We start from the raw sequence: 25,771 nt of genomic DNA on the forward strand, positions 1-25,771 counted from the left end.
ATTTTAATCTTTAAATCCGATGGGAATGTAAACATGGTGGTCGGGATAAGCGACTAATCACAAGTCTCTAATCACTAATCGCTTTTTCCAACCCAAATTGCTCCGCCAGCAGTCTATACGATTCCAGCCTGTCGCCAAAATCCTCGGTGATAGTTACGGCGATGATCTCTTCGACATCATATTCCTCTGCCAGTTTGGTTAACTTTTCTTTCAACTGAACAGGCGTACCGGCGATAACGCGTTTGCGGTTATGCATAATGCGCTCCTGCTCGTTAATGGTATAGGTAACGTCTTTTACATCGTCATAAGCTATCGGCACTATACCTTTGCCCTGTTCAAACTGGTTAAAGCGAAAATCCATTACAGCCTGGTGCCGCCTTATCTTTTCCTCGTCTTCCGAACAGAAAACAAAAATGGCTACACTGGCAGCCGGTTCGGCCTGGTCTTCGGAGGATTTAAAACGTTCACGATACGCCGCCACAGCCTGCGGACCCCCGATAGGATTAATAAAATGAGCAAACGACAACCCCATGCCAAAATGCGCCGCAAACAAGCCGCTCTCGCCGCTCGAACTTAACAGCCACATATGCGGGACGGTTTGTACCTGCGGTATGGCCCTTATTTTTGACTGCGGCGTACCCGGCTCACCACGATCGTGGAAGTAATTTGTCAGATCATACAGTTGGTTGACAAAATCCTGCGGGCCAAATTGGTTGGATGGGTTTAATACCGAAGCCGTCAACCTGTCGGTACCTGGTGCACGCCCCATACCCAGGTCAACCCGGCCGGGGAACAGCGCCTCCAGCATCCGGAAATTTTCAGCTACCTTGAGTGTGCTGTGGTTAGGCATCATCACTCCGCCCGATCCGATACGGATATTGTGGGTTTGGCTGCCCAGGTAGGCTAATAAGACCTCCGGAGTAGAGCCTGCCAAACTGCCGGTGTTATGGTGTTCTGATATCCAGAAACGGGTGTAGCCAAGCCGGTCGGTATATTTAGCTAATTCAATAGTTTCCTTAACGGCCTGTTCGGCAGTTACGCCCTTGCGTACCGGCGATTGGTCGAGCACACTGAGGCGTATTTGTTTTGTATTCATAGATCAACCTAAAGACACAAAATTACAGAAGGAGTTGTGGAGGGAATGTAAAGATTTGGGCAAACGGTGTCTACCTGATTGTATAATCAAAAAGCGTCTCTGTCTCGTAAAGAACATTCAGCGTGTTGGCGTCGTTCTCTATCAGCCCAACGCCTTTGGCAAGGTAAAAATCGTAAGTGACGGTGGTTTGATAGCCATACCCATCGTTGGAATCATATTGAAGCAGCACCTGCGTGTGGGTAACGTCGGTAAATGTTTTCCCCTGGATTATGCGTTCGATATTCTTCTCTTGGATGCTGTTTACAGTGCGGGCCAGCTTGCCGCCTATCTTGCCGTTATCAGTCGGTTGAGTTATCCATTGATAGCCAACTGAAGCCGTATCATTTAAAAGCTGCAATTCTATCGCGGGGCTAACACCGTCAATAGTCCGCGTGGCATAAATATGGTTGCCAACATAAAAATAACCCAGGCTGCTGTTTTGCCTGAATACGCTCGCCGCGTTATAATATGTTTTGCCGTTTATCCTGGTGCTGCCACCGGTCATGGTTATTACAAGCGTGTCCGCGGTGCCACCGTCAGAACTGTACTGGTATTTCCATGTCGAACCGTTAGTTAATGGAAGATAACTGCCTGGAGATGGTTTGGCGCTGTTATCTTTTTTGCAGCTACAGAACCCAAAAGCAATAAAAGTAACTATGTAAAACAGGCCCCGTTTCATTCAATCCATTAAGGGTGAATGATAAAGATACGTATTCGGGCCGACGAAACAATTAAAAACCAGCGGCTTATTTAATAGTATACGATTGAAGTGTTTGAGACTCATATCCCAACCCCCCTACACTGCTATCCATCTCGATCATTCCAACGCCCCGGGCCATGTAAACGTCATAAACGGCAGCCGTTTCAAAGCCTCCTCCAACATTGTATTGTAAGGTAACCTGCGTATGGATAACATTGTCATACGACTTCCCGTTTACCGTTTTGGTTGCCCCGGCCTCAATTATTGTGTTAATAGTTTGTGCAGGTATACCCTCTACCAGGCCGTTGTCAGTAGGATGTGTTGTCCATGTATACCCGGTGGGCTGGGCGTCGTTTGACAATTGCAACTCAATGGTTATTCCTACAGACTGGTCGGATGCTCGCATCGCGTATGAATGATTGCCTACGTAAAAGTAACCGACACTTGATGTTCCGTTTTTATTACCGGTTAACTCATAGTATTTTTTACCGTTGATGGTTTTAGATTCACCAGTTAGGGTTATAATATCGGTCCCTGTCGATCCACCGACTACGTCTTTATACGTCCATGTAGTACCTGATGTCAGCGGTAAGTAGGTGTCTGAATTACCGGGAGCAGGATCGTTGCTTGATTTTTTACAGCCAGAGAAATATACTGCCGCAATTGTAATAAGGATAAGTATAGGTTTTTTCATGACGCAAATTTATCAAAAAACCTTTACTAAAAGACGTTTTCGCGTTAATTATTAAAATGATAAAGGAAAACCACTTCGCCGGTATAGGCAGGTTTCTTTTCGCCTTCTATCTCCATTTCTACACCTATGGTAGCTTTGGTAATACCACGCAGATTGATAATGGCTGCAAGTTTTGCTTTTAACCGTACGCGGCTGTCAACCACCACCGCCTGTCCGAACTTGAAGTTTTCGATGCCATAATTGATCTGCATTTTCAGATTTTGTACGTCGGCTATCTGGTGCCAGAAGTAGGGTAGCAGCGACATGGTCAGGTACCCATGGGCTATAGTGTTCTTAAACGGCCCTTCGGTTTTTGCCCGTTCCACATCGGTATGTATCCATTGATGATCGATAGTGGCATCGGCAAACTGGTTTATCTGCTGCTGGGTAATGGTATGCCAGTCGGATACGCCAAGTTCCTGTCCCAGGTGCGATTCAAATTCAGTATAGTTATGTATGATGATCATAGTATCAATGGATTTTTAGGAAGGTGTAAAAATAGTAAACCTGAAGATATTGCCAACTTTTTAATGCTACATACAGTGACGATAAAATAAAGCATTACACACAAAATCGGTGCAATCAAATCCCCTATCGGTGTAATCCCAAAAAAGCCTTGACAATTAAACAAATTCCCGTATCTTTGCAGTCCCGAAATTACGGGGTATAATAAACGTTTTATTAATTTAATTTTAAGCAAGTGAATACGTTAAGTTACAAAACTGTCTCAGCCAATAAAAAGACCGTTAACAAAGAATGGGTTGTTGTTGACGCTCAGGGCGAGATTTTGGGGCGCTTGTGTTCTAAGATCGCTGCAATGATCAGAGGAAAACACAAGCCAGGGTTCACCCCGAACGTAGACTGCGGAGATAACGTTATTGTTATTAATGCAGACAAGGTAAAACTGACCGGGAACAAATTTGCCGACAAGCAATATGTTTCGTACACTGGTTATCCAGGTGGTCAGCGTTTCATTTCTCCTAAGGAGTTAATGGCAAAGCATCCCGAGCGTGTAGTTGAAAAAGCTGTGCGCGGTATGTTACCTAAAAATCGTTTGGGCCGCGCCTTATTTGGCAACCTGCATGTGTATGCCGGAGCCGAGCACCCGCATCAAGCTCAAAACCCGAAAGCCATTTAATTATTTATTTAAAGGAGAAAGAAAATGCCAACAACTAACACTTCAGGCAGAAGAAAAACAGCAGTTGCCCGCATCTATCTGAGCGATGGCAACGGCGCTATTATCGTTAACGGTAAAGATTACAAAGAATATTTCCCTACCCTACCTTTACAATACATCGTTACCCAGTCGGTAGAAGTTTCCGGCTCTACAGGTAAATTTGATGTAAAAGTGAATGTAGCGGGCGGTGGTGTAAAAGGACAGGCTGAGGCCGTTCGTTTAGCTATTGCTAAAGCTATTGTTGAACTTGATGCTGAAAAGAAACCGGCATTGCGCGCAAAAGGTATCATGACCCGCGACGACCGTATGGTTGAGCGTAAGAAACCAGGACGCAAGAAAGCACGCAAGAGATTCCAATTCAGTAAACGTTAATCAAAGGAGGACAAAACAATGGCAAGAACAACATATCAGGATCTGCTGGATGCAGGTGTACACTTTGGTCACCTTACCCGCAAATGGGACCCGAAAATGTCGCAGTACATTTTCATGGAACGTAATGGTATCCACATTATCGACCTGAACAAGACTTTAAACAAAGTTGAAGAAGCTGCTTCAGCTATCAAACAAATAGTAAAATCGGGCCGCAAGGTATTATTCGTAGCTACTAAGAAACAAGCGAAAGATATCGTAGCCGATTACGCAAAAACAGTGAACATGCCTTTCGTAACCGAACGTTGGTTAGGTGGTATGTTAACTAACTTTGCTACCGTGCGCAAGTCGATCAAAAAGATGTCAAACATCGATAAATTGACTAAGGACGGCACTTACAGCATTCTTTCTAAAAAAGAAAGATTGATGATACAGCGCGAGCGTATCAAACTGGAAACATTGCTGGGTGGTATTGCGGACCTTAACCGTTTGCCTGCTGCATTGTTCCTGATCGACGTGAAGAAAGAGCACATTGCGGTTTCAGAAGCTTTAAAGCTGAACATCCCTACGTTTGCAATGGTTGATACCAACTCCGACCCGTCAAACATCGACTTCCCTATCCCCGCTAACGACGATGCAACCAAATCGATCTCTTTGATCACCGGTATCATCATCAAAGCTATCGAGGAAGGTTTGGACGAGCGTAAACGCGAAAAAGAAGACGAAGCAGAAAAAGAAGCTGCGGCTGCAAAAGCTAAAGCCGATACGGCAAAACCTGAAGCTGCTGCTGCGCCTGCCGAAGGTGGTAAACGCAAGAGAGTTACAGAAGTAGCTGCTGAAGCAGAAACTGAAGCTCCGGCCGCTGCTGATAAAACAGAAGAATAATTTTTAGGTTGTAAGTTGTGAGTTGCAGGAAAGCTTCTTGCAACTCACAACTTGCAACTTTTAACATTAAAAAGGAATATATAATGTCTACATTACAAATAACTGCATCTGATGTAAATAAACTGCGCCAGCAAACAGGTGCGGGAATGATGGATTGCAAGAAAGCTTTGACCGAAACTAACGGCGACTTTGAAGCAGCTATTGATTACTTAAGAAAAAAAGGAGCTAAAGTGGCTGCAAGCCGCCAGGACCGCGAATCCAACGAAGGTGTTGTTATTGCGCGCACTTCTGAAGATGGTAAACGCGGTGTCATCATCGAGCTTAATTGCGAAACTGATTTCGTAGCAAAGAATGCAGAATTTATAGCCTTTGCCAATGAAATAGCCAATGCAGCGGTTGAAAATAAACCGGCTGACATTGAATCATTAGGCCAACTGTCTATCGATGTTGAAAGCAGCAGGGTTACTATTGCTGATGCCATTACCGACAAGACCGGTAAAATAGGTGAAAAAATAGGTGTGTCTAAGTATGAAGTTGTTGAAGGCGAAAAAGTGGTTGCTTACATCCACGGTAATTTCCGTTTGGGCGTATTGGTTGCTTTAAGCGCTAATGTTGCCGGGGCGGACGAAGCAGGCAAGGACGTGGCTATGCAAATTGCTGCCATGAACCCTATCGCCGTTGATAAGGACGGTGTGGATGCTTCAACAATTGAACGCGAATTGGAAATAGCAAAAGACCAGATCCGCGCTGAAGGCAAACCGGAAGAAATGGTTGAAAAGATAGCTGCCGGCAAGCTGAACAAATTCTACAAAGACTCGACCCTGTTGAACCAGGAGTTCGTAAAGGACTCGTCGAAAACCGTTGCCCAGTTCCTGGGGACCATCGATAAAGGTTTAACCGTTACCGCATTTAAGCGGGTAGCTTTAGGAGCTTAAAATATTTAAATCCCCCTCACAAAAATGAGGGGGATTTTTTTTGCAGCCCCACCCAACCCTCCCCGGTAGGGAGGGCTTTCTTTTGCAGGTGTAATAGAACAGTTTACTAAAAAATCTCCCCTAAAGGGCAGATTTATACGGGGCTGATTAAATTTGTAATTATGATAAACGCCCTCCACAATCTCCGGTTAGTATCGGACGGACAGATCACCCAAGGCAAAGCCGTTTTATTTGATGGTAATACAATCGTTGATGTAATAGATGAGTCTGTTATTCCAGCGGATGCCGAAAGGATCGATCTGCATGGCAACTATCTTGCTCCGGGATTTTTGGACCTTCAACTGTATGGCAGTGGCGGTCGGCTGCTCAGCATCGATACTGACGAAGCAACTTTGCTGCAAATGGAGAATGACCTGCTTGACCAGGGAACCATCGGCTTTTTTCCAACTATTTCAACTAATACAAATGAGGTTATCGAGCAGACGATACAGGTTTGCAGATCGTACCGCGACAAACGCAAGGGTAATTTTTTAGGTCTGCATCTTGAAGGCCCGTTCCTGAACCCGGTTCGTCGCGGCGCGCATAACAAGGATTTCATCCAAAAAGCATCTTTGGAACTGGTACGTAAATGGATTAAAATGGGCGATGGAGTAATCACGATGATGACCATTGCACCGGAATTGCAAGACCAGGAGGTGATCGACTATATGCATAACGCTGGTATCATTTTGTCATCAGGCCATAGCAATGCTACTTATGCTGAAGGTAAGGCCTTCCTGAATAAACCTATACCTGCGGTAACTCACATCTACAATGCGATGCCGCAGATGCACCACAGGGACCCAGGCTATATTCCCGCCATATTTGAAGAAAGGCCTTACACCAGCATTGTTCCGGATGGTATCCATGTTGATTTTGTAATGGCGCGATTAGCCAAACGTGAATTGGGCGATAAGCTTTTCTTTATAACGGACTCCGTAACAGAAAGCCATCACGGACCATACCAGCATCGCTTTACCGGCGACAGGTACGTATTGGCCGGCGATGGTACATTATCGGGTTCATGCCTTACCATGCTGAAATGTGTTGAGAACGGTGTGAAGCATTTTGAGATGAGTTTGCCGGAGTCCGTTAATATGGCGTCGCTTTATCCTGCCCAACTGGCTAAACTGAACAAAGGGAAAGTAGCGGCAGGGTTTGATGCCGATTTTACTGTATTTAACGACAGTTTTGAATTAGAGGGAACATTTATGGCTGGCAAGCGCATAAACTAATCGGCATAAAATTTTAACACTGAATTTAAATTAATATTTTTGACAAACTACCCTGCATGAAATATAAACGCATTCTCCTCAAATTGAGCGGCGAGTCGCTGATGGGCGACAGGCAATACGGTATCGATAATAAACAGGTTTTACAATATGCAAATGATATCAAAAGCGTTTACGACGCGGGGATAGAAGTTGCAGTTGTTGTTGGAGGAGGTAATATTTTTCGAGGATTAAGCGCTGAAAAATCGGGCATGGACCGCGCCCAGGCCGACTATATGGGGATGCTGGCCACTGTGATCAATTGTATGGCTTTACAAAACGCGTTGGAAACTGTCGGGGTCGAAACCAGGCTGCAATCTGCCATTAAAATGGAGCAGATATGCGAACCATACATTCGCCGCCGTGCTATGCACCACCTTGAATTAGGCAAGATCGTGATCTTTGGTGCCGGTACAGGTAACCCATATTTCACTACAGATACTGCTGCCTCATTAAGGGCCATCGAAATAAAAGCTGATGTGGTATTAAAAGGCACACGTGTTGATGGTATTTACACCGCCGACCCGGAAAAAGATCCTACGGCCACCCGTTATGATGAGATCAGCTTTGCTGAAGTAATTGGTAAGGGATTGAATGTAATGGATACGACTGCTTTTACACTTTGCCAGGAAAATAAACTACCAATTATCGTGTTTGATATGAATAAGCCAGGTAATTTCCTGAAGATTGCACAGGGGGAGACAATTGGGACACTCGTGAAGTAAAAACCAGGATTCAAGAGTCAGAGTTAAGACAATAACTGATTCAGGAAATATTTTGGTTCTTGAATCCTGACTCTACTTAAATTACTATTTTTGACTGCAAATTTTAAAACGATGAGCGAACTCATTAAGAAACAAGTTACAGACGCCCGCGCTTTAATGGAAAAAGCGATCGATCATTGCGACGGCGAATTACAGAAAATACGTGCCGGAAAGGCAAGCCCCAGCATGCTTGACGATATTACCGTTGATTATTACGGCACGCCAACTCCGTTGAATCAGGTAGGCAGTGTAAATACACCCGATGCGCGTACCATTGTTATACAGCCATGGGAAAAATCGCTGTTGAGCGGGATAGAGAAGGCTATTATGGAAGCTAACCTGGGCGTTAACCCTCAAAATGATGGTGTCATAATTCGTATTAACGTGCCGCCGCTTACTGAAGAGCGCCGCCGCGACCTGGTAAAGAAGGCTAAAGCCGAAGCTGAATCAGGCAAGATAGCCATCCGGAATATTCGTAAAGACGCTAACGAAAAGATCAGGAAACTAAAATCGGAAGGCGTTTCGGAAGATGAAATGAAAACTGGCGAAGGCGAAGTTCAGAAATTGACTGATTCATTTATAGCTAAAGTAGATGTGCTATCCGATGCAAAGGAAAAAGATATCATGACAGTGTAACGACCAAACTATTGTCAAAATCAGGGGAATGCGCTTTTTAAGCCGTTCCCTTTTTTTATTTTAGCTTTAGTTATGAAGGTACTCTTATCATATTTATCAAGACACCGCTGGGTGGTAGTGCTGGCCCTGGTGCTTGCAGCGTTTAACATAGGTTTTTCCCTCCTCGATCCTTTGATCACCAGGAATATTTTTGACAAATATGTTGTCCCGGTCGATCATAAACATTATACTTTTGATCAGCGCTTTTATGGTTCGCTTGGGTTGGTGGGACTGGCTATTGGCGCGGCTATGGTGTCTCGTATCGCTAAAAATTTCCAGGATTATTTTACCAATATCATAGTACAAAAAACAGGCGCCCGTATGTACGCCGATGGTTTGAAACATTCGCTTGAACTGCCTTTCCAGGTATTTGAAGATCAACGCAGCGGCGAAACTTTAGGCATATTACAAAAGGTACGTTTGGATTGCGAGAAGTTTATCACGTCATTTATCAGTGTGCTATTTGTTAGCCTTGTAGGTATGGTGATGGTAATGGTGCTGTCCATCAAGATAAACTACCAGGTTACGCTGGTTTACCTTGGGGCGATGCCAATAATTATGACAGTTAGCATGCTACTGAGCCGCAATATCAAAGCCATTCAGAAACGGATAGTGGCCCAAACGACTGCACTTGCTGGTTCAACTACTGAATCATTAAGAAATATTGAGCTGGTAAAAAGCCTTGGGCTTGCCAAGCAGGAAATAGAACGGCTGAATAAAACCACTTATAAGATACTAGACCTGGAGCTCACCAAAGTTAAATACGTGCGAAGTATGAGCTTTGTACAAGGCACTGTGGTTAACCTGGTGCGAAGTATTATGGTGGTAATTTTGCTGGCGCTTATTTTCAAAGATTCCCTTACTACTGGTAGTTACCTGATGTTTTTATTTTATTCGTTTTTCCTGTTCAATCCCTTGCAGGAGTTGGGCACCGTAATTCAGGCATGGCGGGAAGCAGAAGTATCATTGGGAAACTTCAAGCGGATATTAAGCACTCCAATCGAAGCAAAGCCTGAAAACCCGATACACCTGGACGAGATCAAAAAATTATCTTTTAGCAATGTGAGTTTTAAGCACTTAACCGCCAGTCGGAATGCCCTGAATAATATCAATTTTGAAGCAGGTACAGGCGAAACCATTGCATTTGTCGGCCCCTCGGGTTCGGGAAAAACGACATTGGTAAAATTGCTGGTCGGGCTTTATCAGCCACTTGAAGGTACTATCTTATATAATAATATCCCTGGTAAAGAGATTGACCTGGACGAGCTTCGCGAACGTGTCGGTTTCGTTACCCAGGATACGCAGTTGTTCTCCGGCTCCATTCGAGAAAACCTATTATTTGTGCGCCCCGGCGCAACCGACGAGGAATGTATGACAGCTTTGCACCGTGCCGCCTGCCAAACCTTACTGGCCCGTGCGCCGCAAGGCTTGGATACCGTTATCGGCGAAGGCGGTGTAAAAGTATCGGGTGGCGAGAAGCAGCGGTTATCAATAGCAAGGGCGTTGTTGCGGCGTCCCGACCTGCTGGTATTCGACGAGGCAACTTCATCTCTTGATTCGATCACTGAGGAAGAGATAACCGAAACCATCCGGGATGTTTCGGTTTTGAAAGATCATATAACAATATTGATCGCCCACCGTTTATCTACCATTATGCACGCCGATACCATCTACGTTCTTGAAAAGGGGAAAATAGTGGAGTCGGGCAAGCATCTTGAGCTAATTTTGCAAAAAGGCTTGTATTACGCCATGTGGAGACAGCAGATTGGCGAAAAGGTAACGGAAGATGAGGATTATTAATTAATAAAGGACAACGCAATGTACCTGATAACATCCGCATTTGGCGGCACGCTTGGCTTGATATTCCTCGTTGTTTGGCTTACATTAAGCCTTTATTCGCTTGTCAACATACTTCGCACCCATGCTATTAATGGCGGTTCGAAAATATTATGGGTGGTGATCATTATCGTCGTCCCCATAGTCGGATCGCTGACCTACCTGTTCTGGAGAAGCGTTAAAACACTATAGCTGTTCCGGCTCTTTAACTTCAACCGTGTGAATATCGCTGATCCTGAGCGGCAGCAAGCTTTTGGTTTTTAACCAGGTGACGGTAACAATCAGCAGTGTCATGGTGCCGCCAAAAAGAACCGCAGGTACTGTCCCGAACAATTTGGCCGCAATGCCCGATTCAAAGTCGCCGATCTCATTTGATGAACCAATGAACATGGAGTTTACAGCGGAAACACGGCCGCGCATGTGATCGGGCGTTAGCAATTGAACTAACGTCCCCCTGATAATGACACTAACACTATCAAAAGCTCCCTGCCCAAAAAGGAATATCAGCGTCAGGATAAAACTCCTGGACAAACCAAACCCGATGATACACAGCCCAAAGCCAGTAACTGCTATAAGCAAGTTGCGCCAGGGCTTACCCAGTGGAGAAAAGCGCGCCATTACCGCCATTGTTAACGCGGCGCCTAACGACGAGGCCATGCGCATAAGACCAAGCCCTTCTGAACCAACGTGTAAAATGTCCAAAGCAAATACAGGAAGCAGCGCTACAGCGCCTCCAAAAAAGACTGAAAAGAGATCGAGGCTCATAGCGCCGATCATCATCTTGCTGTTGAAAACAAAGTGGATGCCTTCTTTTAGGCTTTTATAAACACTTTCTTTCGGTATAAATACGGGTGGATATTTCCGAAGCCGGTAAACAAGCACGAACGTTATCAGTAGGAATAACAATATCACGATAAAGTTTCCCGTAATGCCACCTGCAAAGGCATAGATAAACCCGCCTGTAAACGGGCCAAGAATAGAAGCTATCTGCCAGCTTTGCGAACTCCAGGTTGCTCCATTTGGATAGACTGCGCGTGGTATGCTATGTGCATATACAGTAAACGTGGCAGGCCCATAAAAGGCCCTTGCTACGCCATTACAAAATATCATAGCATACAGGATGGGCACTATCCAGCCGGTGTGTACGTAGCCGCTTAAACCTTTAAGCGTTACCAGGAACATCACCAGCGATGAAAAGAGTACGCCCGTAAATACCAGCAAAAGCATTTTTCGTTTTTCGTACTTATCCGCTATATAGCCTCCATAAAGCGCGAGGCCGACGGCCGGAATGGCCTCACTTAAGCCGATGATTGCTATAGCTATCTTGCTGTGTGTGAGCTCATAAATATAAAAACCGAGTACCGTTGTCTGCATCTGGTACGCAAAAGTGAAAAAGAACCGCATGCCCAGATAAGAGCGAAAGTCCTTGTATCGCAGGGCTTCAAATGAATCCTTTTTTGGGGGTTGACTGTTTCCTTCGTCGGTCACTGCCGGATATAAGTGTTGGTGGGGCGCAATTTACAATTATGCGATAATATAAATTCAGCAGAGACGCAATATTTTGCGTCTCTGCAATGTCAAATCAATTGAACCCGTGCTGGTCTATCAGGTAGATGAGGGATGCCATAGACGCGGCTCCCAATTCAAGCTCGCGTTTGTTCACGTTCTCAAATACATCGTTCGGCGTATGGTGAATGTCAAAGTACCGTTGCGGGTCGGGTGATAAACCTATTAATATTACTCCTGGTGTTTTTTCTTTCAGGGGTTCAATATCGCTTCCGCCGCCACCGGCCGTAAGTCTTTCAGATCCATAAGGGAAAAAAAGTTTTTTCCACTGCTCCACGTTTTTAAGCTGTTCTGATGATAGTCCCGTAAACCCAAAGCCCCGAGGCGTAAAGCCACCGGCGTCGCTTTCAATGGCGGCTATGTGTTCTTCCTTATTTTGTGCAGCAAGCTCGGCATATTTAATGCCGCCTTTGTCGCCATTCTCTTCGTTCATGAAAAACACAACGCGGACAGTATTTTTCGGACGATATCCCAATGTCTTTAAAATACGCACCGCTTCTAACGAACCCATTACGCCCGTGCCGTCATCATGCGCACCTTCGGCCAGGTCCCATGAGTCGAGGTGGCCGCCGACTGTGATAAATTTGTTAGGATTTTCGCTTCCCGTCAGTTCACCTACAACATTATAAGACAGCGTGTCAGGGCGTGTTTGGCAGTTTTGTTTGAAATAGAATTTGAGCGAAGGATTTTTCTTCAGAAGGAGGCTCAATTGGTCGGCTGCTTTAGTAGATATTGCAGCAGCCGGGATATTTTTGCCATCAGATGCCACACGGGTGGCACCGGTGTGAGGGTAGTCGTCGGTTGTGCTGCTGAGTGATCGTACTATTACCCCCGCAACCTTAAATTTCGCCGCTGCAGCCGGTCCAAGGTTGCGCTGATCACCGGCAGTACCATAGGCCCGGAATGTTTCGATAAATCGCTGATCGAACGGACGATTAAAGAAAACTATCTTTCCTTTAAGTTTACTTTCGCCAAGACTATCCAATTGTTTCAGGCTGTGCAACTCGATAACTTCAGCGGTAATCCCATTTTTCGGAGTGGCGACCGACATGCCAAGGGCCACGATATGTACCGGGATGCGGTTTTTGCCATCAATTATTGCCCCTTGTTCCTTGGCACCGCGAACCCAGTGCGGGACCATTACCTCTTGCAGGAAAACATGATCGAACCCATAACTTTCCATCAGCTTTTTACTCCATTCCACTGCTTTTTGTGCATTTGCCGAACCGCTTATGCGCTGGCCAATATTTTTACACAGGTAATGCAGGTTTTCGTAAGCCCGGCCGTTAACCAGGCCTTCGTCATATATCTTGCGCAGCATCAACGAATCTTGTGCCCTGATGAGCGTGGTTGTACAAATAAAGAGCGTGAGAAGGGTAAGTTTCAGTTTCATGTTGAGAAGAAATAGTGTTTAGGCAAATGTAATATTTTGAGGAAGATTATCGCATCAGCATATTTAAATCAGTGATGCGGCAAAAAAAATGATCTTAAGATATTTTATCCCAGCTAAGTCCCGCGTTCTTTGCAAGGAAGGCAAGATGCAATACCTGGTGTTCAGAAAGTGAAAGTTGCGGGTCGCGGGCGAATATAGCCTCGACACATTTGCGTACTTGTATCAATAATTGCTGATCCGCCACCAGGTCTGCCACTTTCAGCTCGTTGATACCGCTCTGTTGGGTTCCTTCGATGTTGCCGGGGCCACGCAATTGCAGGTCGATCTCCGAAATTTCAAAACCGTTATTAGTCCGTACCATCGTTTCAAGCCTGATCTTACCGTCATAACTTAACTTGTGCGAGCTCATCAGGATGCAAAAAGATTGTTCGGCGCCACGGCCCACCCGCCCCCTTAATTGGTGCAGTTGCGACAAGCCAAACCGTTCGGCATTTTCAATGATCATCACCGAAGCATTGGGGATGTTAACACCAACTTCAATAACCGTTGTTGCCACCATTATTTGCGTTTCGTGCTTTACGAAACGCTGCATTTCATAATCCTTGTCCTTTGCAGGCATCTTTCCATGGACAATACTGATCTGGTAATCCGGCATCGGGAATTCACGCCGCATGATCTCGATACCGTCCTCCAGGTTTTTCAGATCCAGTTTCTCACTTTCCTGTATCAACGGGTATACAACATATACTTGCCGCCCTTTGGCTATTTCCTGTTTCATAAAACCAAACATCCGCAGGCGCTGCGTTTCGTAAAAGTGTAATGTTTCGATAGGCTTTCTGCCGGCGGGTAGTTCATCGATGACGGAAATATCAAGGTCGCCGTAAAGGGTCATCGCTAATGTACGCGGGATAGGTGTAGCCGTCATCACCAGGATATGCGGTGGAATATTGTTTTTGCGCCAAAGCCGGGCGCGCTGTTCAACCCCAAAACGGTGTTGCTCATCTATTACTACGAAACCCAGGTTTTGAAACTGTACTTTGTCCTCGATCAGTGCATGTGTACCGATCAATATTTTTAATTGACCATTCTCCAGTTTCTCGTGCAAGACATTCCTGTCCTTTTTTTTAGTAGAGCCCGTAAGCAGGGCAACTTCAATAAAACCTTCTCCAACAAGCCCTTTGATAGTTTGATAATGCTGGTTAGCCAATATTTCGGTAGGCGCCATAATACATGCCTGGAAACCATTGTCTATTGCAATAAGCATACTCATCAGGGCCACTACGGTTTTGCCGCTTCCTACATCGCCCTGCAGCAGGCGGTTCATTTGTATACCGCGCTGGGTGTCTTGTCTTATCTCTTTTAATACCTTTTTTTGGGAGTTAGTGAGCTGAAAAGGCAGGCGTTCTTTATAAAAGGTATTAAAATGATAGCCCACGCTGTCAAACACATGCCCCTTGAATTTTTGAACGCGCAACAGCTTATTTTTTAACAGCTTAAGCTGGATGAGGAAAAGCTCCTCAAACTTAAGCCGGTGCTGTGCTTCGTTCAGCATAACAGCATCATCAGGGAAATGCATGTTGCGATACGCTTCAGCGCGTCCCATTAGCTTAAATTGAGTCAGCAGATACAGTGGTAGATTTTCCTGTATCTCGCTGCCATATTGATCAAGTAACGCTGCCGTTAATTTTTGTATGCCCTTGCTATCTAACGAAAATGGTTTTAACTTTTCTGTCGAACTGTATGCAGGCTGAAGGGTTAAATTTCCTTTTTGTTTCAAAGCTGCAGGCGAATAAAGTTCCATTTCGGGGTGAGCCATTTGAGGCTTGCCATTAAACATGCCGGGTTTGCCAAACAGCACATATACCTTGCCAACAGCCAGGTATTTTTCTATCCATTTTATCCCCTGGAACCAAACCAGTTCCATTACCCCGGTTTCATCTTTGGCCTGCACTATCAACCGTTTAGTACGCTTGTCGCCTGCGATCTCAAAATGCGCTACACGGGCCAACACCTGTACATAAGGCAATTCTGGCTGTATGTCCCGGATCTTGTAAAAACGTGTACGGTCGATATGTTTGTACGGAAAATGTCTCAGCAGATCCCCAAAAGTAGCTATGCCTAACTCCTTTTTCAGCACGCCGGCACGGCTAAGGCCAACGCCTTTCAGAAATTCTATCGGGGTTTGGAATACCTGCGGATTCAACGGATGATATCAGGATTTGATGGCAATTACAGATATCTCGACATTGACATTTTTTGGAAGTGCTGCTACCTGTACAGTCTCACGTGCAGGGAATTGGTCGGTGAAATAAGTGCCGTAAACTTCATTTACCTGCGCGAAATTTTGCATGTCCGTCAAGAAGATAGTAGTCTTAACTATATCTGCAAAACTAACGCCAGCTTCGGTCAATATGGACCCGATATTGTCCATCACTTGTTTGGTTTCGGATTTAATATCTGAAGATATTATTTCACCTGTTGCTGGGTTCATGGGTATTTGACCCGAAACAAAAAGAAACCCGCCGGTAGCCACTGCCTGACTGTAAGGGCCAATTGGGGCCGGGGCATTGGTTGTATTAATAATCGTTTTCATTTTGGTATAAGATTTTATATTAAGGTTTTTTGAATACGAACCATTGCAGCAATTTGTAAATGATTCCCGCAACGAACATGATAATAGCAGTTGCATTAATAATGTGCATCACTTTCAGGTTAAAGCTGGTTGGCCTGTTGGGATCTTTCTTTCTGAAAAAGTACATGCGCAAATTTAATAAAAAAAGAAGGCTTGCCGTTGCGGGCAAGCCTTCTGAATATGTGAATGAATCAAATATTATTTTTGTTTGAACTCAACGCGACGGTTTGCAACACGTCCTTCTTCAGTTGAGTTATCAGCAATCGGATGAGTTTCACCAAATGCTTTCACTTTAACACGTTTAGCATCAACACCAGAGTTAACCAGGTAAGTTTTTACTGAGTTAGCACGGTCTTTAGATAAACGCATGTTGTGAGCAGCAGTACCTTCTGATGAAGCGTAGCCATCTAATTCGATCTTTTTGTCAGCGTTTGCACGCAGATCAGCTGATGTCAAATCTAATGCTGGGTAAGATGAAGTTCTCAATACAGAACTATCGAATTCAAACTGTATGTTTGAATAAGCTTTTGCGTCACCCATAACCGGTTTCCTTACGAACAGTGAAGTGTCGATCTTAGGGAAATTGATAGGGCAACCAGAACCGTCAACTACAGTACCTGCAGGAGTGTTCGGGCACTTATCGAATTGGTCAGCAACACCGTCACCGTCAGAATCTTTCTTCAGATCGTTAACAGCATTTTCCACATTGCCTACGCGGCCTTTCAAAGCTTCAACTTCCTGGCGAAGGGCAGCATCGTATAATTCATCATACATCATAGCTACCGGGTTCACCCAATCCAGGTTCGGTTTTGATTTCGGGCCGAAAGTGTACTCCAAACCTGCGTAGCCATAAGAGTAATGATCTTTGCTGGCAGCACCACCATTTTTGTAACCGTCAAAGTTATCGCCATCGATAAAGTTTTCGGTGTAACCCAGGTTCAGGGCAAGAGCGTCAGATAACCTGAATTTAACACCGGCGCCAATTGGAACAACAAATTCCTTTACGCTACTGCCAGTTGCTGCTTTGAAATCAAAAGGAGCACCTAACCTGGTAACGCCAGTTGGATTATACCATGCTAAACCAGCACCTGCTGTAACAAAGAAGTTAACTGCATTTTTGCGGCGGATATAATCAATGGTTGCAACGTTAACAACGCCACTGATTGTTCCCTGCCAGAATTTTGTCGAATAAGTAGCAGGTAAATTTGTGCTGGCGTCACTTCCCTGTACCTTGCCACCACGGAAGTCGAATTGCAAAGCAAATGAGTGAGCTAACTGATTACGAACTGAAAGGCCATAACCAAGAGAGATCTTTTTATCAGAGTAATCATTAGATCCGCCCGTAGCAAGGGTTTGGGACGTAAGCCCGACGTTTAAACCAACACTCCAGGTGTTGTATTGAGCCCTGCCGCCAAATACTTTGGCAGTAGTTGCGGTATCTGCCATGGCCATGGTCGCTGCTTTAGTGGTGTCCGTTTGAGCATTGACCATTCCAACAGCCAGAAGCGAGACTAGTGAAAGGGCAACTGTTTTTTTTAATGTAGAATAGTTCATAGTTTTAAGATTAAACAATTAATTGTGATTTTTTTTCCAAAATTAGTAATTAAGTTTGAATTCATTACCAAACATTGTTCCAAATTTTACATAAGTTAATACAAATAAATAAAAAAAATTGTTTTCGAAAAATAAATAAACTTATTATTCATGAAATACCTACCTATTAGTAATACCTTATTTATTCTTAATAGAAAAAATTTCGTTAAACGCACAAAACAAAACTCAATAGCCATTTTTCACGCTAATGACGAATTCCCCAAAAACGGTGATCAAAACTTTCCTTTTAAACAAAATGCCGATTTTTTTTACTTGAGCGGTATTGACCAGGAACAAAGTATTTTAGTTTTATACCCCGATTGTCCTAATCCCCTATACAAAGAAGTACTCTTTTTAAGACAGACTGATGAGCATATTGCAGTATGGGAAGGACATAAATACACTAAGGACGAAGCCCGCAGGGCGTCGGGTATAGAAAATGTCTATTGGCTGAACGAATTTGATACAATACTGCACAGTATTATTAACTATGCCGAAAATGTCTACATTAATACAAATGAGAACGACCGGTATGGACATACAGTTCCATATAGGGATGTCAGGATGTATGAACAATTGCGGCAAAAATATCCATTGCATAATTATGAAAGATCGGCAGTTATTTTACGGGATCTGCGTGTGGTCAAATCGGATATCGAGATCGAATTGACAAGGAAAGCCTGCCAAATCACCAGGGACGCTTTTGTAAGAGTGCTTAAATTTATAAAACCTGGTGTGACAGAATATGAGGTGGAGGCTGAATTGACCCATGAGTTTCTTAGGCAGCGGGCCACGGGCAATGCCTACAGCCCAATTATAGCATCTGGCGTCAACGCTAACGTGCTGCATTATATCGATAATAACCAGGTTTGTAGCACCGGCGATATTTTGCTCATGGATTTTGGAGCGGAATACGCAAACTACAATGCAGACATGACACGGTCGGTACCGGTTAACGGCAGGTTTACCAAAAGACAGCGCGATGTGTACAATGCTGTGCTTCGCGTAATGAAAGGCGCAATCCAATTGATCAAATCAGGTACACTTATGTCCGAATACCAGGATGAAGTTGGAAAAATGATGACCAGTGAATTGATCGGACTTAAGTTGCTGAATAAACATGAGGTAGAAAAGCAGGACACTAAAATGCCCCTATATAAAAAGTACTTTATGCACGGCACTTCGCATCACCTGGGGTTGGATGTACATGATTTTGCAAGCAGATATAAGCCTTTCGAAGTCGGTAATATACTTACTTGCGAACCAGGCATCTACATACCGGGAGAAGGCGTGGGTATAAGACTGGAAAACGACATTTTGATAACTACTGACGGTAATGTTGACCTGATGGCGGATATTCCTTTGGAAGTAGATCATATTGAAGAGATCATGAATTCCTGACTTCTAAATATACCTTTCGATAAATTTATAAAGATTAAATGAGGGGCTTTCAACAGCGCAGGCTATGCCGTTTTGCAACTCCGATTTACTGATATTTGCCATCCGCTTTTGCCTTATCAGGTTCCAGGCTTTTTCGGTTAACAGCAATTCCTTACGACTATTACGACTTCGGGCAGAAGATGTGATAAAATCAATTATTTGGCCGGTACCATTATTCTGCGAGGCGATAGTTTTGAAAACAGGTATAACCGTTTTTTTTTGCTGAACCATTTTTTTTAGATTATTGGCAAAAATATCGGCGCCCTCGCGGTCGGCTTTGTTTACGATAAAGGCGTCGGCAATTTCCATTAACCCGGCTTTAATGCTTTGTATCTCGTCGCCTCCTTCGGGTACCAAAACAACAAGGGTAATATCGGCAAGCCCGGCTATCTCGATCTCAGATTGGCCCACGCCAACTGTTTCGATCAGTACATAATCAAATCCGTACGCGCGCAGTACATCCGTCATTTCGATAGTTTTGGCTGATAAACCGCCAAGCGAGCCGCGCGTAGCCAGCGAACGAATGAAAACATCCGGATGATTGAAAAAGGCCGACATCCGGATACGATCGCCCAGTAAGGAACCAAAGTTGAAGGGCGATGTTGGATCAATAGCAAGTACCGCGACCTTGTTGTCCCTTGCTATCAATTCGCCTAAAATATTGTTCACTAAAGTGCTTTTACCTGCACCGGGCGGGCCAGTGACACCGATAATTGGGACATCCTTCGACAGGTCAAGGCCCTTCAACAGGTCATTGGCTCCGGCCAGGTCGTTCTCGACAATGGTGAGCGCCCGCGCAACTGAGCGAAAATCAAGAGTGCCGGCGGGAGGTTGTTTGCGAATGACTGTCATTTGTGAAAGTAAAGTAACGAAAATTGCAATGCTTTCGAAAATTGAGCTTTAACTAAATGAGATACGGAAAGCTATATTTGCCAATTAATTTACATCGTACAAGCCGGATGAAGGTTGCAGGATTTACATTTATCAGAAATGCAGTAAAGAACGATTACCCTGTTGTTGAGGCCATTACTTCCATCCTTCCTTTATGTGACGAATTTGTTGTCGCTTTAGGCAACTCGGATGATGATACGGGAAAACTCGTCCAAAATATCAACTCCCCTAAAATAAAGATCATTAATACCGTTTGGGACGAAAATTTACGTGAAGGAGGTGCTGTATTTGCTGCGGAGACTGATAAAGCTCTCCGCGCTATATCGCCGGATGCGGACTGGGCCTTTTACATACAGGGCGACGAGTGTGTGCACGAAAAATATCTTCCGGTAATAAAGAACGCTATGGAGCAAAACCTGGACGACGGACGCGTTGAGGGACTGTTGTTCAATTACCTGCATTTTTATGGTTCTTATGATTACTACGGGCACTCGCGAAGATGGTACCGCCGCGAGATAAGGGTTTTGAGGAACAAAAAGGGCGTACATTCCTATCGTGACGCCCAGGGTTTTCGTATCAATGGACGCAAACTAAACGTTAAGCTGATAGATGCTTATATTTACCACTATGGCTGGGTAAAGCCACCGGCTGGCTTAAAAAATAAGCTCAGGAATTTTAACCAGTTTTACCACGACGATAGCTGGCTCGCCGAAAATTTGCCCGAGACTTTTGAGTTTGATTATAAAAATGCCGACCGTTTGATGCCATTTACCGGGACGCATCCGGCGGTGATGCAAAAACGAATAGATGTCACCAACTGGAAACTTGATATGGACCTCGGCGCATTGGAAAAGAAAATGCCTTTTAGGCGTAAATTTTTGCAGAAAATTGAAGATCTGACTGGCTGGAGGGTAAGCGAGTACCGCAATTACAATATCATAAAATAGTATTCCTTGGATAAGAGAAGCGTTTCAGTTATTATTCCCAATTACAACGGCAGGCACTTGCTTGAAGAGTATTTGCCGGTAACCATTGCTGTTGTTGAACAGGCGGCTATGCCGTATGAGATAATCGTGGTAGATGACGGTTCAAAAGATAACTCCGTTTCATTTCTAAAGAGCAATTATCCAAGGGTCAAACTTGTTATTAATCCCGAAAATCGCGGATTTTCTTTTACCTGTAACCGGGGTATTGAAGTTGCACAATACGAACTGGTATTGTTGCTGAATTCTGACGTGAAGCTAACAACGGGGTATTTTGACGCACAATGGAAGTATTTTGAGAAGCCCGATACTTTTGGAGTCATGGGTCGGATCATTGATATGGAAGGTGATGGTATACAGGATGCTGCGCGGATACCTAAGTTCAACGGGCTCAAGCTCAAAACGAGCTATTTTTATTATAGTCAAAACAATACCGATTGGTATTATACATTTTATTTATCGGGAGCCAATGCTTTGATAGATGCTGTGAAACTTAAGGAACTGGGTGGTTTCAACGAATTGTTTTCGCCATTTTACTGCGAAGACATCGAATTAGGTTTACGGGCCTGGCGTATGGGCTGGAAATGTTATTACGAGCATCTGTCCATTTGCAAACACCAGGTATCGGCCAGCACAAAAAATTATAAAACAGCCAAATGGGTAAAGAGCATTTATTATCGTAATCGTTTTTATTTTCATGCCATACACTTGAATGCGTTGGCATCACTTGCCTGGTATTGCCAGGTAACCCTTATCGATCTGTTGCCGAAATTATTGGCAGGTCAGTGGTGGATATGGAGTAGCTATAAGGCGCTTTTTAAAAGCAGGGCAGCAATAAGGAAAAGTAAAAAGGATATTAGCAGGTTGATGGAAAAACATCATAGCCAGGTTAGCCTTTTCGACATGGTCGGCATGATCAGGGCGTCGGTGACCGGAAAGGAAATAACCAGGTTCAAGCCATGAAACTCATATTTGTCTAATTACTGTTAGCTTTGCAACTTATTTTTATTGGATGAAGACTTATTTCAGGCTCTTATCTTTTGCTAAACCAATTGAAAAGTTTGCTATACCCTACGTTATATTTACGCTGCTGTATGTAGTTTTTATCACCACGGTGCTCATACTGCTTGGCCCGCTTTTAAATACCCTTTTCAATTTTAATCTTGGCCCAGCCTCATTGCCCGCAACGCGTCCGGGTTCGTTTGATGCGACTGGGTGGTTCAAATATTACCTTGGCTATTTTGTACAGCACTATGGACAATGGGGTGCGCTAAAGTTTGTTTGTGTTACCATTGTCATCGGTATTTTTCTAGCAAATGTTTTCAGGTATTTGTCTGCCCGCATTATGGAGAACCTCCGTATTCACACACTTTTAAACCTGCGGAAAACGGTGTTTAACAATGTAATAGACATGCACTTAGGTTTTTTCAATAATGAAAGGAAAGGCGATATTGTATCTAAAGTGGCTTCGGATGTTCAGGTGGTACAGTTTTCTGTAACATCAACGTTGCAGGTTATTTTTAAGGAACCGCTGACCATGATCTCGTACATCATTGGTCTATTCTCTATCTCCACTAAGCTTACGCTCTACTCATTGCTGGTTATCCCAGTTTCGGCATTTATTATAGCGCGTATCGTAAAAAAACTGCGCGGACAAGCTACCACTGCTCAACAATCCTACGGCACCATGATCAGTTATCTCGACGAGGCATTGTCGGGCATAAAGATCATTAAGGCATTTAACGCTACCAACTTTATCAAGGAGCGTTTTAATACCGAGAATAGGCGGTACAGTAAAATATTGCGGTCAATGGCCAAACGCCAGCAAGCGGCTTCACCTATATCAGAAATTCTCTCGGTTACCATGATCTCATTCATCCTGCTTTATGGGGGATATATCATTATAGTAAGTCACAGTAAGGAATTGGACCCCGGTAGCTTTTTGAGCTATATCGGGATATTTTCACAATTGACACGTCCGGCAAAGGCTATATCCGATTCGTTCAGCAATATTAACCAGGGGATTGCGGCCGGCGAGCGTGTACTGGCATTAATTGATGAAAAGCCATTGATAAAGGACGCGCCTGATGCAACAGAGATCAAAAGCTTTGACCGGGGCATCTATTTCAAAAATGTGTCCTTCGCTTACGACGAAAAGACAATACTTTCAAATATTAATTTAACCGTTCCGAAAGGGCAAACAGTCGCATTGGTCGGGCCGTCGGGCGGTGGTAAATCGACCTTGATGGATCTAATTCCACGTTTCATTGAGCCGCAATCGGGTGAGATATGCGTTGATGACGAAAATATTCAAAGCGTAACTATGCAGTCACTACGCTCGCTTATGGGTATTGTGAACCAGGAGACCATATTATTCAATGATACCATTTTTAATAATATCGCCTTTGGTAAAACTGGTGTCACGCAGCATGAGGTTGAGGCTGCTGCGCGCATCGCCAATGCCCATAACTTTATCATGGAGGCCGAAAATGGCTATCAAACTAATATTGGCGACCGCGGCACTAAACTTTCCGGCGGACAAAGGCAGCGGATATGTATCGCCCGCGCCGTATTAAGCAACCCGCCGATCATGTTACTGGATGAAGCTACATCAGCGTTAGACACCGAATCGGAAAAGCTGGTGCAGGATGCCTTAAATAACCTGATGAAAAACCGAACATCGCTCATTATCGCGCACCGGCTAAGCACCATCCAAAACGCTGATACCATTGTCGTGTTGGAAAACGGCGAGATCGTGGAGCAGGGTAAACACCAGGAATTAATGAATGCAAACGGCCTGTACAGGCGTTTGATCGATATGCAAACTTTCCAATAACAGGCACTTAATATGCACCCAATACGATCGAGAAAAATAGAGCGGGAGGAAGTTTTTGAATATGAGTTTTCGGTGTGTACACTGGTTACGGATTTGTCCGAATACGAAGAAATGAAAGCGTCTTTTTACGAATCGGGTTTTACCACTGATATCTGTGAATTTTTGTACATCGACAATAGTAAACAAAATACATTTGAGGCCTTTGCTGGTCTAAACCGGTTTTTGCGTGAGGCACGTGGTGAATATATAATTCTTTGCCACCAGGATGTATTAATAAACTATCATAATATAAGTGACCTGAAGGCGAGAATGGCCGAGGTAGAAAACGCAGACCCTAATTGGGCTTTGCTTGGCAATGCCGGCGGTGTCAATCTGAAGTATACCGCCATGAATGTAATTCAAGGTACCGGAAACGTGCTTGAAGACAAACACCTGCCCATAAAAACGGTGACACTGGATGAAAACTTTATTGTTGTAAAAAGTGCAGCTAACCTAGCTTTGTCTGCTGATCTGCAGGGGTTTCACCTGTATGGAACTGATATATGCCTGATAGCAGATGTTTTAGGCTACAGCAGCTATGCGATAGATTTCAAATTGATGCACAAGAGCGACGGGAACGCTGATTATAAATTTTACCAATTAAAAAAAGACCTTATCAGGAAATATCGCAGGGCCTTCAGATCACGGTTCCTGGGGACTACGATCACACGATTTTATATATCAGGGGTGCGTTTATTTAATTTTTTTGGTAATATAGCCCTTGTATTGTTTTTATCCAGACAATACATTAAGATATTTAAACCTAAAAAAGGCTATCGGCTTAAGCTTAAAACCTGATTGATTTCTATTTATTGGTGTTTAATGTTATAAAATATTGAGCGGAACATTGCAAAAGATCGAGTGTTATCCGGGCAGTAAAATATATTTATCCTGCCCAGCCGGCGTTGCGACCGGCGGCCCCGAGGCGTTGCACCAATTTGGACACCATCTCATTCTTTTGGGCTTTAATGCCTTTATGTATTATTATCACTCGCCTGAAAGTACAGGGTTGGTGCATGAAAATTATAAAAAATACAACGTCCCGTACGTAAGCGAGCTTGAAAATAGCCGTGAACACGTTCTGATCATCCCAGAGACACACCTTTCCTCAGTTTTTTGCAAGAAGTTCAGCCGGGTACGAAAAGTGGTTTGGTGGCTGAGTGTCGCCAACTATTACATCATACTGAATCAACAAATTGCTCGTAGCCAGCGCAAAAAAAAGAAGTCGCTTGGGCTGAGTGTCCTGTTTGGTACGTTTAAGATCGCCTCATTTGCCAGTCTGAAGGAAAAAAATGTTTTGCATATCGGGCATTCCTATCATTCGATGGTACATCTCCGCGAAAATGGAATTGAGCCGGTTGGCCAGGTAAGTGATTATATGAATGATGCCTTTTTTGAGCGGGCTGATGAAAAAGCTGAAAAAGAAGATATCATTATCTACAACCCCAAAAAGAACGACGATTTCCTTGGGGATATCATGAACCAGACAAAAGAACTAAACTGGAAGCCGCTGAGCGGAATGAGCCCTGCTGAAGTTGCTTACTGGATGAACCGCGCAAAATTATATATCGATTTTGGCTACCATCCCGGCAAAGAAAGAATGCCGCGCGAAGCTTGTATCATGCGTTGCTGTATGATCATCGGTAAATCGGGTTCAGCAGTCTATGCCGAGGATATGCCTATTCCCGAAAAGTATCGCTTCGGAAAAAGTAAAAGTGAAATACCGGGAATTATAAGCCTTATCAAAGAATGCCTGGCCAATTATGATAAGCTAATCGGTGATTTTGAGCCTTACAGGAAAGTGCTTTACCGGGAAAAGGAGAAATTTATTGACGACATAAGTACGGTATTTACAAAAGCAGCTAAATAAAAGCACCCA

26 protein-coding genes are annotated in these 25,771 nt (G+C 44.1%); 15 read left to right on the plus strand and 11 right to left on the minus strand.

What is annotated here, in order from left to right; all coding sequences use genetic code 11:
- Window positions 1-67: 67 nt before the first annotated feature.
- The 4 genes from VL525_RS11045 to VL525_RS11060 all read right to left on the minus strand — a co-directional run bounded on the left by VL525_RS11045 (window position 68) and on the right by VL525_RS11060 (window position 3,035).
- Entirely contained in the window at window positions 68-1,096 is a 1,029-nt protein-coding gene (locus VL525_RS11045) for an LLM class flavin-dependent oxidoreductase (RefSeq protein ID WP_325386427.1), read from the minus strand.
- A gap of 70 nt (window positions 1,097-1,166) precedes the next feature.
- Window positions 1,167-1,814, minus strand: a complete 648-nt coding sequence (locus tag VL525_RS11050; protein ID WP_325386429.1) for a hypothetical protein — start codon at window positions 1,812-1,814, stop codon at window positions 1,167-1,169.
- A 67-nt stretch (window positions 1,815-1,881) separates the two neighbouring features.
- Complete coding sequence (locus VL525_RS11055; RefSeq protein WP_325386431.1) at window positions 1,882-2,529, minus strand: hypothetical protein; 648 nt, start codon at window positions 2,527-2,529, stop codon at window positions 1,882-1,884.
- 44 nt (window positions 2,530-2,573) lie between these two features.
- Window positions 2,574-3,035: a MaoC family dehydratase gene (locus VL525_RS11060; protein WP_325386433.1), complete on the minus strand. Its 462-nt coding sequence runs from the start codon at window positions 3,033-3,035 to the stop codon at window positions 2,574-2,576.
- 233 nt (window positions 3,036-3,268) lie between these two features.
- Here VL525_RS11060 and rplM point away from each other — a divergent pair, with 233 nt between their 5' ends.
- The 9 genes from rplM (at window position 3,269) to VL525_RS11105 (ending at window position 10,711) form a co-directional block, all read left to right on the plus strand.
- Window positions 3,269-3,706, plus strand: a complete 438-nt coding sequence (gene rplM / locus VL525_RS11065; protein ID WP_147029805.1) for a 50S ribosomal protein L13 — start codon at window positions 3,269-3,271, stop codon at window positions 3,704-3,706.
- Between the two features lie 24 nt (window positions 3,707-3,730).
- Window positions 3,731-4,117, plus strand: a complete 387-nt coding sequence (gene rpsI / locus VL525_RS11070) for a 30S ribosomal protein S9 (RefSeq protein WP_325386436.1) — start codon at window positions 3,731-3,733, stop codon at window positions 4,115-4,117.
- Window positions 4,118-4,135: 18 nt separating this feature from the next.
- Window positions 4,136-4,999, plus strand: a complete 864-nt coding sequence (gene rpsB / locus VL525_RS11075; protein WP_325386438.1) for a 30S ribosomal protein S2 — start codon at window positions 4,136-4,138, stop codon at window positions 4,997-4,999.
- Window positions 5,000-5,082: 83 nt separating this feature from the next.
- Window positions 5,083-5,934 (plus strand): translation elongation factor Ts, encoded by an 852-nt coding sequence (gene tsf, locus VL525_RS11080; protein ID WP_325386440.1) that lies wholly within the window; start codon window positions 5,083-5,085, stop codon window positions 5,932-5,934.
- Between the two features lie 161 nt (window positions 5,935-6,095).
- Window positions 6,096-7,208 (plus strand): N-acetylglucosamine-6-phosphate deacetylase, encoded by a 1,113-nt coding sequence (nagA, locus tag VL525_RS11085; protein ID WP_325386442.1) that lies wholly within the window; start codon window positions 6,096-6,098, stop codon window positions 7,206-7,208.
- 56 nt (window positions 7,209-7,264) lie between these two features.
- Window positions 7,265-7,969: a UMP kinase gene (gene pyrH / locus VL525_RS11090; RefSeq protein WP_325386444.1), complete on the plus strand. Its 705-nt coding sequence runs from the start codon at window positions 7,265-7,267 to the stop codon at window positions 7,967-7,969.
- A gap of 111 nt (window positions 7,970-8,080) precedes the next feature.
- A complete protein-coding gene (gene frr / locus VL525_RS11095; RefSeq protein ID WP_325386446.1) occupies window positions 8,081-8,644 on the plus strand; it encodes a ribosome recycling factor in 564 nt (187 codons plus the stop codon).
- Window positions 8,645-8,716: 72 nt separating this feature from the next.
- Window positions 8,717-10,483 (plus strand): ABC transporter ATP-binding protein, encoded by a 1,767-nt coding sequence (locus VL525_RS11100; RefSeq protein WP_325386448.1) that lies wholly within the window; start codon window positions 8,717-8,719, stop codon window positions 10,481-10,483.
- Between the two features lie 18 nt (window positions 10,484-10,501).
- Window positions 10,502-10,711 carry a PLDc N-terminal domain-containing protein gene (locus VL525_RS11105; protein WP_325386450.1) on the plus strand — a complete coding sequence of 70 codons (210 nt, stop codon included), beginning with the start codon at window positions 10,502-10,504 and terminating at the stop codon, window positions 10,709-10,711.
- Here VL525_RS11105 and VL525_RS11110 read toward each other — a convergent pair.
- From VL525_RS11110 to VL525_RS11135, 6 genes are all read right to left on the minus strand, one after another.
- A complete protein-coding gene (locus VL525_RS11110) occupies window positions 10,706-12,007 on the minus strand; it encodes an MFS transporter (RefSeq protein ID WP_325386452.1) in 1,302 nt (433 codons plus the stop codon). The two genes, VL525_RS11105 and VL525_RS11110, sit on opposite strands and share 6 nt — an antisense overlap.
- A 94-nt stretch (window positions 12,008-12,101) precedes the next feature.
- Window positions 12,102-13,478, minus strand: coding sequence for a M20/M25/M40 family metallo-hydrolase (locus VL525_RS11115; RefSeq protein WP_325386454.1), 1,377 nt, complete (start codon window positions 13,476-13,478; stop codon window positions 12,102-12,104).
- Window positions 13,479-13,572: 94 nt separating this feature from the next.
- Window positions 13,573-15,681, minus strand: a complete 2,109-nt coding sequence (recG, locus tag VL525_RS11120) for an ATP-dependent DNA helicase RecG (protein ID WP_325386456.1) — start codon at window positions 15,679-15,681, stop codon at window positions 13,573-13,575.
- Between the two features lie 9 nt (window positions 15,682-15,690).
- The gene (locus VL525_RS11125; protein WP_325386458.1) at window positions 15,691-16,071 is read right to left on the minus strand and encodes a RidA family protein; all 381 of its coding nucleotides are present in this window, start codon (window positions 16,069-16,071) and stop codon (window positions 15,691-15,693) included.
- Window positions 16,072-16,090: 19 nt separating this feature from the next.
- Complete coding sequence (locus tag VL525_RS11130) at window positions 16,091-16,237, minus strand: DUF6728 family protein (RefSeq protein WP_187359718.1); 147 nt, start codon at window positions 16,235-16,237, stop codon at window positions 16,091-16,093.
- Window positions 16,238-16,308: 71 nt separating this feature from the next.
- Window positions 16,309-17,664 carry an OmpA family protein gene (locus tag VL525_RS11135; protein WP_325386462.1) on the minus strand — a complete coding sequence of 452 codons (1,356 nt, stop codon included), beginning with the start codon at window positions 17,662-17,664 and terminating at the stop codon, window positions 16,309-16,311.
- Between the two features lie 150 nt (window positions 17,665-17,814).
- On the opposite strand from VL525_RS11135, the gene VL525_RS11140 reads away from it, so the two are divergent.
- A complete protein-coding gene (locus VL525_RS11140) occupies window positions 17,815-19,104 on the plus strand; it encodes an aminopeptidase P N-terminal domain-containing protein (RefSeq protein WP_325386464.1) in 1,290 nt (429 codons plus the stop codon).
- A 3-nt stretch (window positions 19,105-19,107) separates the two neighbouring features.
- On the opposite strand, the gene meaB is transcribed toward VL525_RS11140, so the two are convergent.
- Entirely contained in the window at window positions 19,108-19,995 is an 888-nt protein-coding gene (gene meaB / locus VL525_RS11145) for a methylmalonyl Co-A mutase-associated GTPase MeaB (RefSeq protein ID WP_325386466.1), read from the minus strand.
- 107 nt (window positions 19,996-20,102) lie between these two features.
- Between meaB and VL525_RS11150 the strand changes: the two genes are divergently transcribed.
- The 5 genes from VL525_RS11150 to VL525_RS11170 are packed head-to-tail and all read left to right on the plus strand — an operon-like array spanning window position 20,103 to window position 25,762.
- Window positions 20,103-20,981, plus strand: coding sequence for a glycosyltransferase family 2 protein (locus tag VL525_RS11150; RefSeq protein WP_325386468.1), 879 nt, complete (start codon window positions 20,103-20,105; stop codon window positions 20,979-20,981).
- Window positions 20,982-20,987: 6 nt separating this feature from the next.
- On the plus strand, window positions 20,988-21,980 hold the full coding sequence (locus tag VL525_RS11155; RefSeq protein ID WP_325386470.1) for a glycosyltransferase family 2 protein: 993 nt from the start codon (window positions 20,988-20,990) through the stop codon (window positions 21,978-21,980).
- A gap of 49 nt (window positions 21,981-22,029) precedes the next feature.
- Window positions 22,030-23,853, plus strand: coding sequence for an ABC transporter ATP-binding protein (locus tag VL525_RS11160; RefSeq protein ID WP_325386472.1), 1,824 nt, complete (start codon window positions 22,030-22,032; stop codon window positions 23,851-23,853).
- 12 nt (window positions 23,854-23,865) lie between these two features.
- Complete coding sequence (locus VL525_RS11165) at window positions 23,866-24,690, plus strand: hypothetical protein (RefSeq protein WP_325386474.1); 825 nt, start codon at window positions 23,866-23,868, stop codon at window positions 24,688-24,690.
- A 37-nt stretch (window positions 24,691-24,727) separates the two neighbouring features.
- On the plus strand, window positions 24,728-25,762 hold the full coding sequence (locus tag VL525_RS11170) for a hypothetical protein (protein WP_325386476.1): 1,035 nt from the start codon (window positions 24,728-24,730) through the stop codon (window positions 25,760-25,762).
- The last annotated feature ends 9 nt before the right edge of the window (window positions 25,763-25,771 follow it).

It is taken from the genome of Mucilaginibacter sp., assembly GCF_035492695.1.
Classification (GTDB): domain Bacteria; phylum Bacteroidota; class Bacteroidia; order Sphingobacteriales; family Sphingobacteriaceae; genus Mucilaginibacter.

Bases quoted from the DNA above. Each gene is read 5' to 3' on its own strand.
- VL525_RS11130 (WP_187359718.1), bottom strand. From the start codon at position 16,237: ATGTACTTTTTCAGAAAGAAAGATCCCAACAGGCCAACCAGCTTTAAC.
- VL525_RS11135 (WP_325386462.1), bottom strand. From the start codon at position 17,664: ATGAACTATTCTACATTAAAAAAAACAGTTGCCCTTTCACTAGTCTCG.
- VL525_RS11115 (WP_325386454.1), bottom strand. From the start codon at position 13,478: ATGAAACTGAAACTTACCCTTCTCACGCTCTTTATTTGTACAACCACG.
- nagA (WP_325386442.1), top strand. From the start codon at position 6,096: ATGATAAACGCCCTCCACAATCTCCGGTTAGTATCGGACGGACAGATC.
- VL525_RS11050 (WP_325386429.1), bottom strand. From the start codon at position 1,814: ATGAAACGGGGCCTGTTTTACATAGTTACTTTTATTGCTTTTGGGTTC.
- VL525_RS11150 (WP_325386468.1), top strand. From the start codon at position 20,103: ATGAAGGTTGCAGGATTTACATTTATCAGAAATGCAGTAAAGAACGAT.
- VL525_RS11045 (WP_325386427.1), bottom strand. From the start codon at position 1,096: ATGAATACAAAACAAATACGCCTCAGTGTGCTCGACCAATCGCCGGTA.
- VL525_RS11140 (WP_325386464.1), top strand. From the start codon at position 17,815: ATGAAATACCTACCTATTAGTAATACCTTATTTATTCTTAATAGAAAA.
- rpsI (WP_325386436.1), top strand. From the start codon at position 3,731: ATGCCAACAACTAACACTTCAGGCAGAAGAAAAACAGCAGTTGCCCGC.
- rpsB (WP_325386438.1), top strand. From the start codon at position 4,136: ATGGCAAGAACAACATATCAGGATCTGCTGGATGCAGGTGTACACTTT.
- tsf (WP_325386440.1), top strand. From the start codon at position 5,083: ATGTCTACATTACAAATAACTGCATCTGATGTAAATAAACTGCGCCAG.
- VL525_RS11160 (WP_325386472.1), top strand. From the start codon at position 22,030: ATGAAGACTTATTTCAGGCTCTTATCTTTTGCTAAACCAATTGAAAAG.
- VL525_RS11055 (WP_325386431.1), bottom strand. From the start codon at position 2,529: ATGAAAAAACCTATACTTATCCTTATTACAATTGCGGCAGTATATTTC.
- VL525_RS11060 (WP_325386433.1), bottom strand. From the start codon at position 3,035: ATGATCATCATACATAACTATACTGAATTTGAATCGCACCTGGGACAG.
- meaB (WP_325386466.1), bottom strand. From the start codon at position 19,995: ATGACAGTCATTCGCAAACAACCTCCCGCCGGCACTCTTGATTTTCGC.
- VL525_RS11125 (WP_325386458.1), bottom strand. From the start codon at position 16,071: ATGAAAACGATTATTAATACAACCAATGCCCCGGCCCCAATTGGCCCT.
- VL525_RS11165 (WP_325386474.1), top strand. From the start codon at position 23,866: ATGCACCCAATACGATCGAGAAAAATAGAGCGGGAGGAAGTTTTTGAA.
- VL525_RS11100 (WP_325386448.1), top strand. From the start codon at position 8,717: ATGAAGGTACTCTTATCATATTTATCAAGACACCGCTGGGTGGTAGTG.
- frr (WP_325386446.1), top strand. From the start codon at position 8,081: ATGAGCGAACTCATTAAGAAACAAGTTACAGACGCCCGCGCTTTAATG.
- pyrH (WP_325386444.1), top strand. From the start codon at position 7,265: ATGAAATATAAACGCATTCTCCTCAAATTGAGCGGCGAGTCGCTGATG.
- VL525_RS11105 (WP_325386450.1), top strand. From the start codon at position 10,502: ATGTACCTGATAACATCCGCATTTGGCGGCACGCTTGGCTTGATATTC.